This is a genomic window from Streptomyces sp. NPDC055966 (genome assembly GCF_042269865.1).
Lineage (GTDB): Bacteria > Actinomycetota > Actinomycetes > Streptomycetales > Streptomycetaceae > Streptomyces.
This window is the reverse complement of record NZ_JBHJYK010000055.1, coordinates 1-15,588: the sequence shown is the minus strand read 5'-3', so window position 1 is coordinate 15,588 and position 15,588 is coordinate 1. Positions and strand designations below refer to the sequence as shown.

Sequence of the window (15,588 nt, the reverse complement as noted above, 5' to 3'; positions counted from 1 at the left end):
CCCTGGCGCGTCAGCTCGTCGGCCAGGTTCCGGGTCGACTTGGTCGTCCAGCGCAGCGGCGACATCGGGTCCCCGCGCATGTCCGGCTCGACCAGTGCCAGTAACGCTGGAACGAGTAGCGGGTCAAGTTCCTCGGCGCTCTTGCGGCCGCCGCCGTCCCGGCGGACCCGGCCCTCGGGCAGTGGGTTCTCACCGCCCTCCAGCTCGAAGACGCCCTTCCGTACCGTCGTCTCGCTCACCCCTGCGGCACTCGCGACGGCCCTCACCCCGCCGTGCCCCAGCAGCCGGGCCTCGGCGGCCAGCGCCAGCCGCTGCTGCCGCTCATTCAGATGAGGGAACAACACCCCGAATCTCAGGGCGAGTTGATCGCGAACCTCGCTCGGTATGCGCATACCACACCAACGACGCAGAGACCGTGAAGCAACGCGTTGATTCTTTACGAGCCCTTACCTGTCCGCGGTGCGCCGAGGGTGGTTTACCGGATCCGCGCACCAGTTCATCGGAAGCGATGGTGTGCACCCCACGGACGCCGGACACGCATACCTCGCCGAGCAGATTCGCCCCGAACTCTCGCGACTGTTGTACCCGTAAGCGCTGATGGGACCTGGCCCCGGACTTCGCGGTCACCGTTTCAGGTCTGTGGCCAGCAGGTCTCGGATGTGGTCGGCTGGGCCGGATACGGGTACTGCGCCTCTCACTCGCGGTTCTTCTCGGGTCTGCGCCTGTACCTGGTCTGTACTCCTAGTGGCATGCCCATCACCTGGGCACTCGCGAACCCGAAGATTGATGAGCGGCAAGTGCTGGCCGCGATGCTGGACCGCGAGCCGCATCTGGCCACCGACCGGCCGGGGCTGCTGGTCATCGCAGACAAGGGCTTCGCCTCCAAGGAATTCGAGAACGACCTCGCGATGCGAGGCGCTGAGCTACTCCGGCCGTCCTTCAAACGGGAGAAGGGCTGCAAGGCTCACCGCGTCAGGGGCTCTGAGACCGCGCCATGGTCCCGCTCCGCGTCTACCCGCACCGGGTCGGCGGTCCCGGTCCTGTGGCCGGCCGTCCCGGGTTTGTACCCCTGCCGTGCAGGGCCCAGCGGGGCCCGGCCAACGCCCTGTTCGGATCCGGGCCCCGGGCTGTTTCGCCGGTGCCGCTCGACCCCCGGCCCGCGCCCGTGCAGAGGCCCTGGCGGGGGGCTTCCCCGAGCGGGCCGATGGCCCGCCTTTTCGTTTGCCCGGGACGACCGTGCTGCGCCTGGCCGTCCCGGGGCCCGTCAGGGGACCGGCCCCCGCCGTCCACTACTGTTCGGCGATTCCGCCGATGCGCTCGCGGAGGAGATCAGCGTGGCCGTTGTGCCGCGCGTACTCCTCGATCATGTGGGTGAGGATGTAGCGGAGGGAGAAGACGTCGTCTCGGTACCGCCCGGTGGCGTCGGGGGACTGGGCGGCATCCACGATGTCGCGGGATCGGGCGCACTCCTCGTGCCAGATCGCGAACGCCTCGGACGGGTCTGCGGTGTCGACGTCGAAAGCGCCGCCGGTGCTTCGGGGCCAGTGCACGCTACTGTGCTCGCCGTTCAACACGTTGCGGAACCAGGTCCGCTCGACGTCAGCCATGTGCCGGACGAGGCCGAGCAGCGACAAGCCGGAGGGCCGCACGGCCTTTTCCCTGAGCTGCTCGGCTGTGAGCCCCGCACATGCCATGGCCAGCGTGTCACGCTGGCGCTGCAGGAAGCCGGTCAGCGTGGCGTGCTCATCGGCCACCCGCGGAGGTTCGGTCCTCTCCTGGTTGTCCATCGGACCATCATGACAGCGAGGGGCGCACGGCAGTGGGATCTCTGCGGCTGACCTGCGCCGCCGATGACCGGCTGCCGCTCCGCAGTTCGCCTCGAGCCTTCGGAGTGTGGGCTCCGGCCTTGGCACGCGTCCGGTGGTGGCTCCGCCCCGCCCCGCCGTCGGCCGATGCCGTGGTGCTGTGACCACCTTGGCTTCGCCCTCGCCCATCGGGCCACCGAGCAGCTGATCAAGGCCAGTGGACTTGGGTGGACGGTCCTGCGCAACGGACTCTACGCCGAACTCTTCGGGGCGCTCCTGACCTGGACCGCTGACGGCGTGGAATCGGCGTTCGGCGACGGAGCGCTCGCCGCTGTGGCGCGGGCGGACCTGGCCGCGGCCGCAGCCGTCGTGGCCGGCAATCCGACCGCGCACGCCGGCAGGACCTATGACCTGGTCGGCGAACCGATCACCGCCGTCGGCATCGCCGAATCCCTCGGAGTCGCGCACCGGACCATCGGGCTCGGGGAGTACCGGGCCCAACTCCTCGCTGACGACACGCTACTGCCGTTCCAGCCGCCGATGCTCGCCTCGATCGCGACCAGCGTCCGCCACGGGTTCCTCAGCACCACCAGCCCCGACCTCGCCCAACTACTCGGCCGACCGCTCACCGTCGCCACGGACACCGCGGCCGCGATGCGCCTCGACGCCAGCTGACACGGATGGTTCGCCGCAATGCGCCACTGTCCATCGAAGGTCGCCGTCGCCTGATCGAACGCTGCCGCACCCGGCCGATCGCGCACGTCGCCGCCGAGATGGGTATCTCCCGGGCGTGCGCCTCAAGTGGGCTAACCGCCATCGCCAACACGGGGACCCCGGATTGGTCGACCGATCCTCGTGAACGTCTCGGAGTCGCAGGCAGAGCTACCCGCCCCGGTCAGGGAGCGGCTGCCAGCCGGCGAGCCGCTCGGCGGCGCGCGACAGCACGGCTTGTAGCCGCCGGCGCCGTCCAGGGGAGGTGGTCTTCAGCAGGGCCGTATGGAGCCCCTCGATCTCGGCCACGGTGGCTCCCAGCCGGAGATTTTCGTCGCGCCGCTGAACGTCGCCATGCACCATGGATGGTCATCCTCCCCCGAGGGTGTGTCGCCCAGGCTGACTTCGACTGTTGTGCCATCCGGCAACCTTCTTGCCGGCCGGGACCGTTATGTGCCGTCTTCGACCGGCAGAGCGATCCGGTCGGGGTCGTAGACCACCCAGCGCGGCGTCGGGGCTCCGGACAGGCGCACATGGGACAGGGTGGCGCTGTCCAGGGCTGTCCACCAGGCGGTGACGCTGCCCGGCCGCGGCCATCCGGCTTGCCCGTTCACGGCCACTGGCCGGTAGGTGAGCTGGACTTGGGCGTCCGGGGGAGGCGGCGGGTATCCCTGCGCCAGTTCTTCCAGTGGGCGCTTTGTAGCGGACGTGCCTCGCATGGTCCGGCCTTCCCCCTGGCTCCGTTCAGATGATGCTTTCTTGATTGCGCAACTGATGAACTTCCCTCGGAGTTCGCCATCCAGGCCTGAGCTGTACTGAGATTTGTGGAGTGACGTGGGGTACCTCCATGGGGTGGGACATCCAGGTGGTTTCCCGGGCTTGAACGGATCGCAGGCGGGCGGCCCATTCCGCCGCCTGCACAAGCCGGAAGGGGAGTCGCGCGCTGTACGGATCATGTAACCGCGAGGTGCGCACAGTTCCTCTCCTGCGGCCATATGCCTCACGAAGAGCTGCCATAAGCACCGCTTCTGACCGGCAGGCCGGCCACGGGAGAGTGTGCGGCGCTGTGATCGGCGCAGCGGGCTCCGGAGGAGATGCGGGGCGTCGGATACGGATGCGGCCCCGCCGCGATCTCCGCACGGCGCAGGCTTTGGGACTCGCGTCACTTCACGGAGGAGGCGGGGCACCAGAACACGGACCACCCGTGCTCCCGGTCAACCCTCATGTTCCAGATGCCGAGCGGGCGGAGAATTCGACACGTTCCGCGCTGAATGAAGGTACTGCTTATGGCGGTCAAAAGTAGGGGCGATCGCGGCCGGAAATTCTGCGAAGAGGTCAGTAATTAGAAATGCTGGACTGCTCTGCGGGTCAGCTTGCCGGAATCCGGAAGGCGCCTGAGAGTAGGCACGACATATTTCGTACCCAATGGCTGCGGGGCCGTACCGGTCCTGCGGAAAGGTGCTTCTCATGCAGTTCGAGAATCAGACTGCTCTCGTCACCGGCAGCACGTCCGGCATCGGTCGGGAGACGGCTCTCCTCCTGGCCCAGGAGGGCGCGTCCGTCATCGTCTCCGGCCGCAATGCCGACAAGGGAGCCAAGACCGTCGCGGCCATCGAGACCGCGGGCGGCAAGGCCAGGTTCATCGCCGCAGACCTGAGCGATCTGGATTCGGTCCGACACCTGGCCGACGAGGCCGGTGAGGTGGACATCCTGGTCAACAATGCCGGTGCCTACCCCTTCGCCCCCACCCTTGAGCAGGGCCTGGACACCTTCGAGACCCTGCTCGACACCAACGTACGCGGCACGTACTTCCTCACCCAGTCTCTGGCGGCGAAGATGGCGGCCAAGGGGTCCGGCAGCGTCGTCAGCGTCACCACGGTCGCCGGTCTGACCGGCATGGCCGGCACATCTGTCTACGGCGCCTCGAAGGCGGCCGTGGACTCCTTCACCCGCGCCTGGGCTGTCGAGTTCGGTAAGCGTGGAGTGCGCTTCAACGCCGTCGCCCCTGGCCACACGAACACCGACAACGTGGCGGACATGGTCGGCCAGGAGGACTTCGAGGCGTTGGGGGCGAAGGTGCCATTGGGACGCCTTGGCGCGGCACGCGAGATCGCCGAAGCCATCGTCTTCCTCGCCTCGCCCCGCGCCGCCTACATCACCGGCGTCACCCTCCCCGTAGACGGCGGCTTCATGGCCCTGGGGCCCACCGACCAGTAAGCGACGTACGGGCCCCCAGGCCGCGACGCGGTCCCCTACTTGCAGCCTTGTGGCACGCCTCGGCAGCATTGCGTAGCTCCTGCCCCGCCCTGCGCACGACGCGGGGCGGTCTGCCGATCTCACCGTCGCCGGTACGGCAGCGGCCGTAGCCTCCGCTACCGGACGTTATGGGCGCTATAGGCCAAGGCTGTGGCCGACGGTGGATCCGGCGTTTTCGGCGTGATGCGATGGGGGCATGGAGTTGCGGGAGTTGCATGCCTTTGTGGCAGTGGTCGAGGAGGGCGGCTTCTCGGCCGCGGCCCGACGGTTGCACGTCAGCCAGCCGGCGCTGTCCCAGACGGTCGGTGGTCTGGAGCGGGAGCTGCGGGTGAAGCTGCTGGTGCGCAGCAGCACCGGTGTGCGGCCCACGGACGCGGGCGTCACCCTGCTCGGGGAGGCACGTGCGCTGCTGGCCCGGCGCGATCAGGTGGTGCGGACGATGGCCCGGTACACCGGTGGGGGCGGCGGCGTGCTGCGGATCGGCATTCCGCTGGAGTTCCCCTCGCGGCTGCTGAGCCCCGCGCTCACCGAGCTGGCCGAGGCCTGCCCCGACACCCGGGTACAGGCCCGCCATCTGTCCACATCCGGGCAGTTGGCCGCGCTGCACGCCGGCGAGCTGGACCTGGGACTGCTGCGGGAGCGCCCCACCGGGCAGGAGTTCGACGCGATGCTGGTCAACAGGGAACGGCTGGGCGTCCTGCTGGCCGCGGACCAGGCGGCGGAGCTGTCCGGGCCGGAAGGGATCGCGCTGGACGCGCTGGCCCGGCTGGAATGGGTGGCTTTCCCGCGCTCGGACAGCCCCGCCTGGTACGACGAGCTGACGGCGATCCTGCGCACCCACGGCCTCGACCTTGGTACTCAGGCGCCGGAGGGACAGCGGCTGATCGCCGAGGTGAAACTGGCGGCCGTCAGCGCCGGGCGGGCCTTCGCGCTGGCCCCGCCGGACTGGTCGCAGCCCATTCCCGACGGTGTGACGTGGCAGCCGCTGGTCGGGCACCCTCTCATTCGCCGGACGTGGGCGGTGTGGCCGGCGGATTCGCGGCGGCAGGATCTGGGACGCCTGATCGCCGCGTTCGAGCAGCCCACCACCGACTGATCCCCGCAGCGGCCAGGCGGCCGGGCGATACGTTGAGGTCAGACGGCGGTGCGCCCGCCGTCGACGGGCAGCACCGCACCCTTCACAAAGCTGCTCGCCGCGTCGTCGGCGAGGTACACGATCGCGGCCGCGATCTCTGCGGCGGACGCCGGCCGTCCGGCGGGCGCCTGAGCGGCCAGGCTCTGCAGGTCCTCCTCGGCCTCAGCGGTGGTCTCGGTCCGTGTGGGGCCGACCTGTACGGCGTTGACCCGCACTCCCTGTGGGCCGTACTCGGCTGCCCATGCCTTCGTCAGGAGGTTCACTGCTGCCTTGCTCGACCCATAGAGCGCCATGCCCGAGAACCCAAGCGCGGCCGCGATGGTGCTGACGTTCACGATCGCTCCGCCGCCCCGGTCGGCCATGGCCGGGGCGAGTTCGGCCACGAGGTAGAACGGGGCCTTGACGTTGAGCGCGTACACCGAGTCGAAGAGGCTTTCTTCCGTGTCCTTGGTCAGGCCGAAGGGGTAGACGCCCTCGTTGTTGACCAGGACGTCGACCCGGCCGCCGCCCAGCCCCAGAGCGTCGTGCGCGAGCCGTCGCACCGCCTCGGCGTCGCGCAGATCGGCGCTCACGAAGTCCGCCTTGCCGCCCTGCTCCCGGATCGCCCCCACGACGCTCTCGCCACGGGCGGGATCACGGCCGGCCACCAGCACGTACGCGCCGCGCTCGGCCAGCGCCTGTGCTGTGGCAGCGCCAATGCCGCTGGTCGCCCCGGTCACGAGCGCGACCTTCCCCTCCATGGATGCAGACGTCATGGCCGATTCCTTCCGTTGATGACGAGATACGTGATCGGCGTACGGACGGGAACACGGCCGCTGCGTCGGTAATCACGCCACACCCTCGGGAACGCGCCGCCCGCTCAGAGCGGCGCAGTAGGCACCGCCGTCGCACATCCACAGCATCACCAGCAACGGGGCCCCGCAACCGTTCCGGGCCAGGGCATCGGCCGGGAACGCCGGGGCTGTTGTGCAGTCAGCTGAATGGAGTATCTGCCGACGGATTCTCCAGACGGCAGACGGCGAGCTTATACCGGTTATCGCGACGGCCTATGGCTTTCATGGAATCCCGTCGGAGAAGCGAACGCTGTAACCGCTCGGCACCCAATGCGGGGGCCTGGCACCTGGCCGGAAAAGTCGGCACCGATTTCGAAGCCGGGTCCGCATCTGGCATGTAGCGAATTCCTAAACGGAGTGGAACAGAACCATGGGAATGTTGGACGGCAAGGTTGCTCTGGTCACCGGGGGAACGTCCGGGATCGGCCGGGTCAGCGCGCGCCTGTTCGCACAGGAGGGTGCGAAGGTGGCGATCACCGGGCGCCGGGAGGATGCGGGCCGGGACGTGGTCGAGGAGATCACGAGGGACGGTGGCGAGGCGCTGTTCGTCAAGGCTGACGCCACGGACTTCGGCGGCGCGCGGGCAGTGGTGCAGCAGGTCGTCGACTGCTTCGGCCGCCTCGACGTGGCCTTCAACAATGCCGGCACCGCCGCGGTCGGCCCGTTGACCGAGCTGGACGAGAAGGCTTGGGACCAGCTGATGGACGGCAATCTGAAGGGCACGTTCTTCTACCTGCAGGCCGAGGCCGATCAGATGAAGCGACAGGGCGAGGGCGGGGCGATCGTCGTCAACGGATCGGTGTTCGCCGAACTCGGCACCCCGGGCATCTCCATCTACAGCGCCAGCAAGGGCGGCGTCGCCGCACTCGCCCGCGCGGCGGCGGTGGAGCTCGGGCCCGACGCGATCCGGGTCAACACCGTGAACCCGACCATCATCCGCACACCGCTGACCGAGGGCGGCATCACGAAGAAGGAGGACGGCTCCGAGTACCACCCGCACGGAGAGAACATCCCCCTCGGCCGCGTCGGCGAGGCGCACGAGGTCGCCCAGGTGGTTCTCTTCCTCCTGTCCGACCGGGCCTCCTTCGTCACCGGACAGTCGGTCATGGTGGACGGCGGACAGAGCGTCAACTGATCCCGACAGCCGAGCGCCCCGTGTCCCGGATGATCAGGACACGGGGCGCTTTGCCGTCGGATCAGTCATCCCACGCTCGCGCCGCCGTCGACGCGCAGGGTCTGGCCGGTGATGAACCCGGCGTCCTCGGAGAGCAGGAAGCAGACGGCGGCGGCGAGTTCCCGGGGCTGGGCCAGCCGACCAGCCGGAACTCCGGCGAGGTAGCGGGCCTCACCGGGCGATCCCGGCGGGTTGTTCTCACGGAACAGCTCGGTTTCGGTCGGCCCGGGAGCAACCGAATTGACGGTGATCCCCGCATCGGCGAGCTCGCCCGCCCAGGCACGCGTGCAGAAGTCCAGTGCGGCCTTGGCGGCGCCGTACGAGGTGCGCTCGGGCAGGCCGACGGTGACCAGGCTGGTGACGTTGATGATCCGTCCCCAGCGTTGCGCGGTCATACCGGGCAGCACCGCCTGGGTCAGCTGTACGGCGGTGCGGACCGTCAGGTCGTAGACGGCCTGCAGGTCGTCCAGGCCGACGGCGGGCAGTGGGGCGGGGCGGACGATTCCGACGTTGTTGACCACGGCATCGACGGCCCCGCCGCGCAGGACGGCGTCGAGGGTGCGCGCGGTGGCGGCGCGGTCGGCGAGGTCGACGGTGTGGAACTCTCCGGGGAAGTCCGGTGGGGCCGAACGGGCCAGCCCGACGGGGCGGTGGCCGGCGGCGTCCAGGCGGTCGGCCAGCGCGCGGCCGATGCCTCGTGAAGCGCCGGAGATCAGCACTCTTCTGGAAATCACGGCTTCGGGTCTCCTCAAGGCGTCTGCGGGACGCATGGCCTCACGCCGGTCGGCGCCGCCGGGGATCTGCTTCCCGGCGGCGCCTTGGCGGGGCTGCGCGGGTCGGTTCAGTAGCCGGGGAACAGCGATCGGAGATCGTCGAGCGTGGCGGCGCCGGTGACCGTGACACCGTCTTGTGGCCTGTTGCGGCCGTAGACCAGCCGCAGCACCGCCTCGGCGGTCCCCGACACGGTTCCGGCCGGTTCGGCTGGCTCGCACGGGTAGACGTGCAGTTCAGTGTCCAGATCGAGCAGCAACATGCGCTGCGGATCGGTGAGTTCCACCGCAAACTGGCGGGGGCCGAGCCGGGACAGGCTTTCCGCGTCCCGGAAGCGGGTGGCCACCAGGTCGACGCGATGCCACAGGAGTTCCACCTCCTGCGCAGGAATCGTCGAGGCCGGGTCCAGGGCCACCGCGGTGTCCCAGGCGTGCACGGACTGTTCGGAGAGCCGGTATCCGGCGTAGTCGGCGAGGCCGAGCAGTCCGCTGAAGTACGGCACGCGAAGACTCTCGCGTTGGTCGGTGGTGAGCCCGTCCAGCAGGTGCAGATGGCGCACGTCGGCTTCCTGCCAGGCGGCACGCTGGGTCGGCCCGGGCAGGGCGTCCCAGCGTTCCCACACGGGCAGGAGGTCTTCGCGCTGCGGGCCCCTCGTGTCGCCCTTGAGTCCGCGTTCCACCAGGGTGGTGCAGATCTCGGCGGCGCTGCCCAGGTGGGACAGGACCTGGGCGATGCTCCATCCGTCGGCGAAGGACGGTCGGGACAGGTCCTCGTCGGACAGGTTCCCGACAGCGGTGTTGAGCCGGTCCGAGCTGGCGTGCAGTGCCGCCAGCCAGTGTTCCAGGGGAGTCGTGTGCTGCATGGTCGCTCCAGTCGTCTTGGCCGGCCTCTCAGCCCTGGTGGGCGAGATCGGCCGCGGTCAGGCCCTCCAGGGCCATGCCGAGCTGGGTACCTTCCGCGATCCGGCGGCTGATGCGCTGACGCAGGGTGACAGCCAGGTAGCGAGTCAGCAGCTGCGGCCTGCCGGCCAGGGTCTCGGCCAGCTCCTGGGCGCGGGGAAGGACCTTGTCCAAAGGCAGCACCTCGGCCACCGCGCCCCAGCGTTCGGCCTGTTCGGCGGTGAAGGAGCCCTGAGTGAGGGCGAGATGGCGGGCGCGGTTCAGACCCAGCGCCTCCTCCCAGACGATGTGGATGCCGTCGCCGGGAACGATCCCGAAGGTCAGGTGCGGGAAATCGCTGAAGACGGTGGAGTCGGCGGCCACGACGATGTCGGCGAGCAGGGCGTACTCGCTGTGTACCGAGGCCGGGCCGTTCACGGCGGCGACGATCGGCAGCTCCAGGTCCGCCAGCCGCTGCATGACGCGGCGGCCCTCACTGAGGGTACGGTCCCACTGGGCGGGCTTGGTGATGTCACCCAGGCTCGCGCCGTCGATGTCGGTCATGAAGCGGTCCCCGGTACCGGTGAGCACCAGCACCCGGTTGTTCCGGTCCTCACCGATCTCGTACAGCGCGCGGGGGAAGTCGGTGTGCAGCCGGCCGGTGAAGGTCGCTGGGCCCTGATGGGTATGGAATCGCAGGGTGAGCACCCCGGAGGGGGTCCGGCTCATCGCCAGGTCGGGGAAGGCGGTGAAATAGGCAGGGGTTCCGCTCGTCACGGTCTACTCCTTGGTCCGTGGACGCGTCCGTGGGCGTTGCGTCCTTGTGCCCAGACAACCTCCCTGCCTGCCCGATCTGTACCCGCCGGCCAGACCCCCTGCTGAGGACAGCCATAAGTGACTTTTCTGGTGGGGCCGGACTTCGATCAGGCGACGCTTGCTCATACACGGTGGTGGACTGGGTGACCAGCGCGAGCGATCTGGGGCTTGAGGAACATCCGCGCCAGATCGTGCGCTAAGCCCGGATCGCCGCTGGTGGGCACCTGACGGGTCGTCGGTGTTGGGCCGGTCGTGAGTCGTTCTACAGATAACGCCCTAATAACTGCGGCATCGCCGATCACGACCTGCGGCGACGCCGACGGGCCGCTGCGCGAAGCGACCCTGTTATCTGTGTCAAGGGGAAGCCGGTGCCCGTCCTGCTGCCGCCCGGGAAGGCGCTGACCGTCCGGACGGCAGCCGACGCCTTCCTCGATTCGCTCATCAATCCGGACACGATCCGGAACTACGGCATCGCGGTCGGGAAGATCGCCGAGCACCTGGGCGAGGCCCGGCCGCTCGCCGCGGTCGCGGACGACGAGATCGGCGGCGCGTTGGAACTGCTCTGGGGCAGCTCGGCGGTGAACAGCTGGAACGCTCGCCGCGGCGCGGTGCTGTCCTGGACCGGCTGGTGCGCCGAGCGCGGCTACGACGGGCCGGCCGTCCCGGCCTGGGCCAAGCGGATGCCGCCGCCGGACTCCGACACCCCGGTGCGCTCGAAGATGGCGATCGACCGGCTGATGGCCCGCCGCGCCGTCCACCTCCTGCTGGAGAAGACCCTGTGGCGGATGCTCTACGTGGCGTGCGCCCGCTGCGAGGAGATCCTGGACGTCAACATCGAGGAGCTGGACCTGGCCGGGCGCCGGTGGCCGGTGAAGTCGAAGGGTGCCCAGCCGAAGGTGCGCCGGCGCGGTGCGAGTCGCGCCGACTATGTGCTGGAGACGGTGTTCTGGGACGCGGGAACCGCCCGGCTGCTGTCGCGGCTGCTCAAGGGCCGCACTCGCGGCCCGGTGTTCGTCACCCACCGCCGCGCCGGCCCGGGGAAGGTGCTCTCTGCCCGGGACGTCTGTCCGGACACCGGCCTGGCCCGGCTGTCCTACGGCCAGGCCCGCGTGCTGCTCGACCAGCAAACCGCGCACGCGGGTCCGGGCACCGGCTGGGACCTGCACGAGTACCGGCACTCCTCCCTGACCCACCTCGGCGAGCAGGGGGCATCCGAGCTGATGCTGATGGCCAAGTCTCGACACAAGAAGGTCGAGAACGTCCGCCGCTACTTCAAGCCTTCGGCAGAGGCCATTGCGGATCTCACCAGCCTGTTGGCGCCGGGCGACGCGCGGCGCTGAGCCGCCGAGGGGGTGGTTTCGCCGAGCGTTCTTGTCGACAGGGCTGTTTCACTGACCCCTGCCGCCGGAGTGGCTCATGTCTCCCCAGGCTGGGAGACGGGTGCGGGGTCCTGCGCGTCGGCTTGCGTGGCGGCGAGGCTGCCGAGGAGCTTGACCCGGTCCTCGGTCGGTGAGCCGGCGGCGCTGGTGTAGGCGAACATCATCCAGCCGGGATGGTCGGGCAGTTCGACGCCTTCGTAGACGAATTCGAGGTCGCCGACGGCGGGGTGGTGGATGTGCTTGGTGCCGGTGCGGTGCAGGCGGACGTCGTGGGCCGACCAGCGGCGGCTGAACGCGTCGCTGCGGGTCGCGAGTTCCCCGATGAGGTCGGAAAGGGCCTTGTCGCGCGGATTGCGTCCTGCGGCGGTGCGCAGGTTCGCGGCGGAGGCTTCCGCTGCGTGCTCCCACTGCGGGTAGAAGGTGCGCGCGGCGGGGCTGAGGAAGATGAACCGTGCGGTGTTGTTCCGGGTGTCCGGGTCGTCGAGCATCGGGGCGAGCAGGGCCCGGGCGAGTGGGTTGGTGGCGAGGATGTCGGCCCGCTGGTTGACGATCCATGCGGGTGCGCCGGTGATCGCGTCGAGGAACCGCTGGAGGGAGGGGCGGACCGTCGACTGGGCGGGACGGGCCCGGCGGCGGCTTGGTGAAGGGTTCGCGGCGCGGGCGAGGTGGTGCAGATGCTCGGTCTCCGCGTCGTCCAGGCGCAGGGCGCGGGCGAGGGCGTCGAGCACTTCGGGGGAGACGCCGGCGAGGTTGCCGCGCTCCATCTTGGCGTAGTAGTCGCTGCTCATTCCGGCGAGCATGGCGACTTCCTCGCGGCGCAGGCCGGGCAGGCGGCGTCGGCCTCCGGTAACGATGCCTGCCTGCTCGGGGGTGACGCGGTCGCGTCGGGTGCGCAGGAAGTCCCGTACCTCGGCCTGGTTGTCCATGGCCTCCACGGTACGGCCGTGCGGGGATGTGTAGGAGTGACTGCCAGTACACGTATAAGCGGTTCCTCGCGCCGTCTGCGGGGCGGTGCTGGAATGGCTACGTCGGGGTGATCCGGACCTTTCGGACCTCCGGGCTGTGACCTCCATCGGGCGGTCGGCCACGCAACGTGACAATGAAGGACAGGAAATACGATGAGCCAGGACCAGAAGCAAGGGCGCGTCGCCGTCATCACCGGTGCTTCCTCCGGGATCGGTGCCGCGACCGCCCGGTCCCTGCACGCCGCCGGCTACCGGGTCGCGCTTCTCGCCCGTCGCACGGACCGCATCAAGGCCCTCGCCGACGAGCTCGGCGACGGTGCGATCGCCGTCTCCGCCGATGTCACCGACCGCGGTGCCCTGGTCGCGGCGGCCGAACAGGTGAAGCGGGAGTTCGGCGGCACGGACGTGCTGGTGAACAACGCCGGGGTCATGCTGCTGGGGCCGTTCTCGGCCGAGCAGCGTGAGGACTACCGCAAGATGATCGAGGTCAACCTGCTCGGGGCGATCACGGCTACCGAGGTGTTCCTCGGCCAGCTCAAGGACGGCGGTGGCGACATCGTGAACGTCTCCTCCGTCGCGGGCCGGGTCGCCAACGTCGGCAGCGGCGTGTACGCGGCCACCAAGTTCGGCATCAACGGCTGGTCGGAGTCCCTGCGCAAGGAGCTGCTGCCCGACGTCCGTGTCACCGTGATCGAGCCGGGCGTCGTCGCCACCGAGCTGCCCACCCACATCACCCACGAAGCCACCCGCCAGGGCGCCAAGGAGCTGTACGACGTCGCCGAGGTCACCGCCGAGGACATCGCCGAGGTCGTCACCTTTGCCCTCCAGCGCCCCCGGCACCTGGCCATCAACGAGATCCTGCTCCGCCCCGCCGGCCAGGCGCTCTGACTTTCCCTCTCGCCCGCGAGCGCCGTCCGCACGGAACGAAACACCGCGGCGCGGCAGACCCCAGGACTTCCCGTACCGGCCGCCGCGCCGCGGCCGGCGCGCAGCCGGTGCTCGGCGAACCGGCATTGACCAGCGAACGAACAGGATCACTCGTGAAGCACACCAAACTGCGCGATCTGGACGTCTCCCGCATCGGCCTGGGAGCCATGGGCATGTCCCACGGCTACACCGGTGCCGGCACCGACGACGGCCAGTCCATCCGCACCATCCACCGCGCCCTGGACCTCGGCGTCACCCTCATCGACACCGCCGAGGTCTACGGCCCCTACACCAACGAGGAACTGGTGGGGCGCGCCCTCAAGGGCCGCCGCGACCAGGTGGTGCTGGCCACCAAGTTCGGCCTGATCTCTCACACTGGCCGCGAGGGCGGCACCGACAGCAGTCCGGCCAACGTCCGCGCCGCCGTCGAGGGCTCTCTCAAGCGCCTGGGTACCGACCGCATCGACCTGTACTACCAGCACCGCGTCGACCCCGGCATCCCGATCGAGGAGACCGTCGGCGCGCTGGCCGAACTGGTCGCCGAGGGCAAGATCGGGCACATCGGTCTCTCGGAGGCCGGGCCCGACACCATCCGCCGCGCCCATGCCGTCCACCCGATCACCGCGGTGCAGTCCGAGTACTCGCTGTTCACCCGCGACCCCGAGGCCCGTGTGCTGCCCGTGCTGCGGGAGCTGAACATCGGCTTCGTCCCGTTCTCCCCGCTCGGCCGCGGCTTCCTGACCGGCGCGATCCGCGATCCGGGGCAGTTCGACGCCAGTGACTTCCGTGCCGACAACCCCCGCTTCACCGGCGAGAACTTCGAGCACAACCTGCGCCTGGCCGACCAGGTCGCCGCCATCGCCACCGAGATCGGCGCCACTCCGGCGCAGGTCGCCCTGGCCTGGCTGCTCGCGCAGGGCGACTTCATCGTGCCGATCCCCGGCACCCGCCGGGTGGCCCGCGTCGAGGAGAGCGCCGGCGCCGACGCCGTCCGCCTCACCGACGACCAGCTCACCGCGCTCAGCAGCTTGCCCCCGGCCGCCGGCGACACCCACAACGAGGCCCAGATGCGCATGATGGAACGCGGATGACCGGCACCAACCCGCGCATCGCGCCGGACCTCGTCCGCCGCACCGCCCCGAAACTCGCCGACCTCACCGACGACGTCCTGTTCGCCGACCTCTGGCAGCGCCCGGAGCTGTCCCCGCGCGAGCGCAGCCTGGTCACCGTCGCCGCCCTGGTGGTGCTGGGCCGCGACGCCCAGCTGACCGGCCACCTGAACCGCGCCCTCGACAACGGCCTCACCCCCGGCGAACTCGCCGAGGCGATCACCCACCTCGCCTTCTACGCCGGCTGGCCTGCCGCGATGGGCGCCACCGGCGTCCTGGCCCAGGTCACCGAACCCACTCGCTGAGCCGGCACCATCGGCCGGCCACCCGTCCCTTCCAGGAGAATTCCGCGCAGCACGTCACCTTGAACAACGGCGTCCAGATGCCGATCCTCGGCTTCGGCGTCTTCCAGGTCGACGCGGACAAGACCGAGCGCGCCGTCACCCAGGCCCTGGAGGCCGGCTACCGGCTGCTGGACACCGCCGCCGCCTACGACAACGAGGAAGCCGTTGGCCACGCCATCAAGAACAGCGGCATCCCGCGCGAGGAACTGTTCGTCACCACCAAGCTATGGGTCCAGGACGCCCCCGCCCAGGCGCGGAGCTGCGTGAGTGCACGGACCGCGAGGGCTCGGTCGTCGAGTCCTGCCGCTGCCGCGCGCTGCAGCCAGGTGAGTGCCTCATTCCACCGCTTCGCTTTCGCCAGCGACCTGCTGGCCAGGCGCAGTGCCTGGACCCTCTCTGTCAGCCTTGGGTGAGACGTCCCGCTTCGTCGGGTTAGCCTGAGAGGGCACGACAGGAGAACCACCCCCTCATGACCAGAACCACCC

16 protein-coding genes and 4 pseudogenes are annotated in these 15,588 nt (G+C 69.7%); 11 read left to right on the top strand and 9 right to left on the bottom strand.

Going from position 1 to position 15,588, the window contains the following annotated elements; translation table 11 throughout:
- A pseudogene (locus ACFC8N_RS48080) lies at nucleotides 1-392 on the bottom strand (ISAzo13 family transposase); the annotation flags it as partial.
- Between the two features lie 78 nt (nucleotides 393-470).
- Here ACFC8N_RS48080 and ACFC8N_RS48075 point away from each other — a divergent pair.
- A pseudogene (locus tag ACFC8N_RS48075) lies at nucleotides 471-953 on the top strand (transposase); the annotation flags it as partial.
- 336 nt (nucleotides 954-1,289) lie between these two features.
- On the opposite strand, the gene ACFC8N_RS48070 reads toward ACFC8N_RS48075, so the two are convergent.
- A complete protein-coding gene (locus ACFC8N_RS48070; protein WP_376296011.1) occupies nucleotides 1,290-1,787 on the bottom strand; it encodes a DinB family protein in 498 nt (165 codons plus the stop codon).
- A gap of 165 nt (nucleotides 1,788-1,952) precedes the next feature.
- Here ACFC8N_RS48070 and ACFC8N_RS48065 point away from each other — a divergent pair, with 165 nt between their 5' ends.
- Together ACFC8N_RS48065 and ACFC8N_RS48060 are read left to right on the top strand one after the other, a co-directional pair.
- Nucleotides 1,953-2,480: a hypothetical protein gene (locus ACFC8N_RS48065; RefSeq protein ID WP_376296010.1), complete on the top strand. Its 528-nt coding sequence runs from the start codon at nucleotides 1,953-1,955 to the stop codon at nucleotides 2,478-2,480.
- A gap of 5 nt (nucleotides 2,481-2,485) precedes the next feature.
- Nucleotides 2,486-2,661 (top strand): annotated as a pseudogene (locus ACFC8N_RS48060) (helix-turn-helix domain-containing protein); the annotation flags it as partial.
- 26 nt (nucleotides 2,662-2,687) lie between these two features.
- Here the strand turns inward: ACFC8N_RS48060 and ACFC8N_RS48055 are convergent.
- Nucleotides 2,688-2,879 carry a hypothetical protein gene (locus ACFC8N_RS48055; RefSeq protein WP_376296009.1) on the bottom strand — a complete coding sequence of 64 codons (192 nt, stop codon included), beginning with the start codon at nucleotides 2,877-2,879 and terminating at the stop codon, nucleotides 2,688-2,690.
- Nucleotides 2,880-2,965: 86 nt separating this feature from the next.
- Nucleotides 2,966-3,235 (bottom strand): hypothetical protein, encoded by a 270-nt coding sequence (locus tag ACFC8N_RS48050; RefSeq protein WP_356039902.1) that lies wholly within the window; start codon nucleotides 3,233-3,235, stop codon nucleotides 2,966-2,968.
- A gap of 748 nt (nucleotides 3,236-3,983) precedes the next feature.
- On the opposite strand from ACFC8N_RS48050, the gene ACFC8N_RS48045 reads away from it, so the two are divergent.
- Together ACFC8N_RS48045 and ACFC8N_RS48040 are read left to right on the top strand one after the other, a co-directional pair.
- Nucleotides 3,984-4,733: an SDR family oxidoreductase gene (locus tag ACFC8N_RS48045; RefSeq protein ID WP_356039905.1), complete on the top strand. Its 750-nt coding sequence runs from the start codon at nucleotides 3,984-3,986 to the stop codon at nucleotides 4,731-4,733.
- 235 nt (nucleotides 4,734-4,968) lie between these two features.
- Nucleotides 4,969-5,868 carry a LysR family transcriptional regulator gene (locus tag ACFC8N_RS48040; protein WP_356039907.1) on the top strand — a complete coding sequence of 300 codons (900 nt, stop codon included), beginning with the start codon at nucleotides 4,969-4,971 and terminating at the stop codon, nucleotides 5,866-5,868.
- 38 nt (nucleotides 5,869-5,906) lie between these two features.
- On the opposite strand, the gene ACFC8N_RS48035 is transcribed toward ACFC8N_RS48040, so the two are convergent.
- Nucleotides 5,907-6,662, bottom strand: coding sequence for an SDR family NAD(P)-dependent oxidoreductase (locus ACFC8N_RS48035; RefSeq protein ID WP_376296008.1), 756 nt, complete (start codon nucleotides 6,660-6,662; stop codon nucleotides 5,907-5,909).
- Nucleotides 6,663-7,110: 448 nt separating this feature from the next.
- Between ACFC8N_RS48035 and ACFC8N_RS48030 the strand changes: the two genes are divergently transcribed.
- The gene (locus tag ACFC8N_RS48030) at nucleotides 7,111-7,875 is read left to right on the top strand and encodes an SDR family oxidoreductase (protein WP_356039913.1); all 765 of its coding nucleotides are present in this window, start codon (nucleotides 7,111-7,113) and stop codon (nucleotides 7,873-7,875) included.
- A 65-nt stretch (nucleotides 7,876-7,940) separates the two neighbouring features.
- Here ACFC8N_RS48030 and ACFC8N_RS48025 read toward each other — a convergent pair whose 3' ends face one another.
- From ACFC8N_RS48025 to ACFC8N_RS48015, 3 genes are all read right to left on the bottom strand, one after another.
- Entirely contained in the window at nucleotides 7,941-8,648 is a 708-nt protein-coding gene (locus tag ACFC8N_RS48025) for an SDR family oxidoreductase (RefSeq protein WP_356039915.1), read from the bottom strand.
- A 107-nt stretch (nucleotides 8,649-8,755) separates the two neighbouring features.
- Nucleotides 8,756-9,547, bottom strand: a complete 792-nt coding sequence (locus ACFC8N_RS48020; RefSeq protein ID WP_376296007.1) for a maleylpyruvate isomerase family mycothiol-dependent enzyme — start codon at nucleotides 9,545-9,547, stop codon at nucleotides 8,756-8,758.
- A 28-nt stretch (nucleotides 9,548-9,575) separates the two neighbouring features.
- Nucleotides 9,576-10,340, bottom strand: coding sequence for an enoyl-CoA hydratase/isomerase family protein (locus tag ACFC8N_RS48015; protein ID WP_356039921.1), 765 nt, complete (start codon nucleotides 10,338-10,340; stop codon nucleotides 9,576-9,578).
- Nucleotides 10,341-10,747: 407 nt separating this feature from the next.
- Between ACFC8N_RS48015 and ACFC8N_RS48010 the strand changes: the two genes are divergently transcribed.
- Nucleotides 10,748-11,719 (top strand): site-specific integrase, encoded by a 972-nt coding sequence (locus ACFC8N_RS48010; RefSeq protein WP_376296006.1) that lies wholly within the window; start codon nucleotides 10,748-10,750, stop codon nucleotides 11,717-11,719.
- Nucleotides 11,720-11,793: 74 nt separating this feature from the next.
- On the opposite strand, the gene ACFC8N_RS48005 is transcribed toward ACFC8N_RS48010, so the two are convergent.
- Nucleotides 11,794-12,684 carry a helix-turn-helix transcriptional regulator gene (locus ACFC8N_RS48005; protein ID WP_376296005.1) on the bottom strand — a complete coding sequence of 297 codons (891 nt, stop codon included), beginning with the start codon at nucleotides 12,682-12,684 and terminating at the stop codon, nucleotides 11,794-11,796.
- Between the two features lie 192 nt (nucleotides 12,685-12,876).
- Between ACFC8N_RS48005 and ACFC8N_RS48000 the strand changes: the two genes are divergently transcribed.
- The 4 genes and pseudogenes from ACFC8N_RS48000 to ACFC8N_RS47985 all read left to right on the top strand — a co-directional run.
- On the top strand, nucleotides 12,877-13,611 hold the full coding sequence (locus tag ACFC8N_RS48000) for an SDR family oxidoreductase (protein ID WP_376296004.1): 735 nt from the start codon (nucleotides 12,877-12,879) through the stop codon (nucleotides 13,609-13,611).
- A gap of 152 nt (nucleotides 13,612-13,763) precedes the next feature.
- On the top strand, nucleotides 13,764-14,741 hold the full coding sequence (locus ACFC8N_RS47995) for an aldo/keto reductase (protein WP_376296003.1): 978 nt from the start codon (nucleotides 13,764-13,766) through the stop codon (nucleotides 14,739-14,741).
- The gene (locus tag ACFC8N_RS47990) at nucleotides 14,738-15,064 is read left to right on the top strand and encodes a carboxymuconolactone decarboxylase family protein (protein WP_356036274.1); all 327 of its coding nucleotides are present in this window, start codon (nucleotides 14,738-14,740) and stop codon (nucleotides 15,062-15,064) included. Before ACFC8N_RS47995 ends, ACFC8N_RS47990 begins: the two co-directional genes overlap by 4 nt.
- 77 nt (nucleotides 15,065-15,141) lie before the next feature.
- Nucleotides 15,142-15,393, top strand: a pseudogene (locus tag ACFC8N_RS47985) (aldo/keto reductase); the annotation flags it as partial.
- Nucleotides 15,394-15,588: the final 195 nt, after the last annotated feature.

Bases quoted from the DNA above. Each gene is read 5' to 3' on its own strand.
- ACFC8N_RS48070 (WP_376296011.1), bottom strand. From the start codon at position 1,787: ATGGACAACCAGGAGAGGACCGAACCTCCGCGGGTGGCCGATGAGCAC.
- ACFC8N_RS48065 (WP_376296010.1), top strand. From the start codon at position 1,953: ATGCCGTGGTGCTGTGACCACCTTGGCTTCGCCCTCGCCCATCGGGCC.
- ACFC8N_RS48055 (WP_376296009.1), bottom strand. From the start codon at position 2,879: ATGGTGCATGGCGACGTTCAGCGGCGCGACGAAAATCTCCGGCTGGGA.
- ACFC8N_RS48050 (WP_356039902.1), bottom strand. From the start codon at position 3,235: ATGCGAGGCACGTCCGCTACAAAGCGCCCACTGGAAGAACTGGCGCAG.
- ACFC8N_RS48045 (WP_356039905.1), top strand. From the start codon at position 3,984: ATGCAGTTCGAGAATCAGACTGCTCTCGTCACCGGCAGCACGTCCGGC.
- ACFC8N_RS48040 (WP_356039907.1), top strand. From the start codon at position 4,969: ATGGAGTTGCGGGAGTTGCATGCCTTTGTGGCAGTGGTCGAGGAGGGC.
- ACFC8N_RS48035 (WP_376296008.1), bottom strand. From the start codon at position 6,662: ATGACGTCTGCATCCATGGAGGGGAAGGTCGCGCTCGTGACCGGGGCG.
- ACFC8N_RS48030 (WP_356039913.1), top strand. From the start codon at position 7,111: ATGGGAATGTTGGACGGCAAGGTTGCTCTGGTCACCGGGGGAACGTCC.
- ACFC8N_RS48020 (WP_376296007.1), bottom strand. From the start codon at position 9,547: ATGCAGCACACGACTCCCCTGGAACACTGGCTGGCGGCACTGCACGCC.
- ACFC8N_RS48005 (WP_376296005.1), bottom strand. From the start codon at position 12,684: ATGGACAACCAGGCCGAGGTACGGGACTTCCTGCGCACCCGACGCGAC.
- ACFC8N_RS48000 (WP_376296004.1), top strand. From the start codon at position 12,877: ATGAGCCAGGACCAGAAGCAAGGGCGCGTCGCCGTCATCACCGGTGCT.
- ACFC8N_RS47990 (WP_356036274.1), top strand. From the start codon at position 14,738: ATGACCGGCACCAACCCGCGCATCGCGCCGGACCTCGTCCGCCGCACC.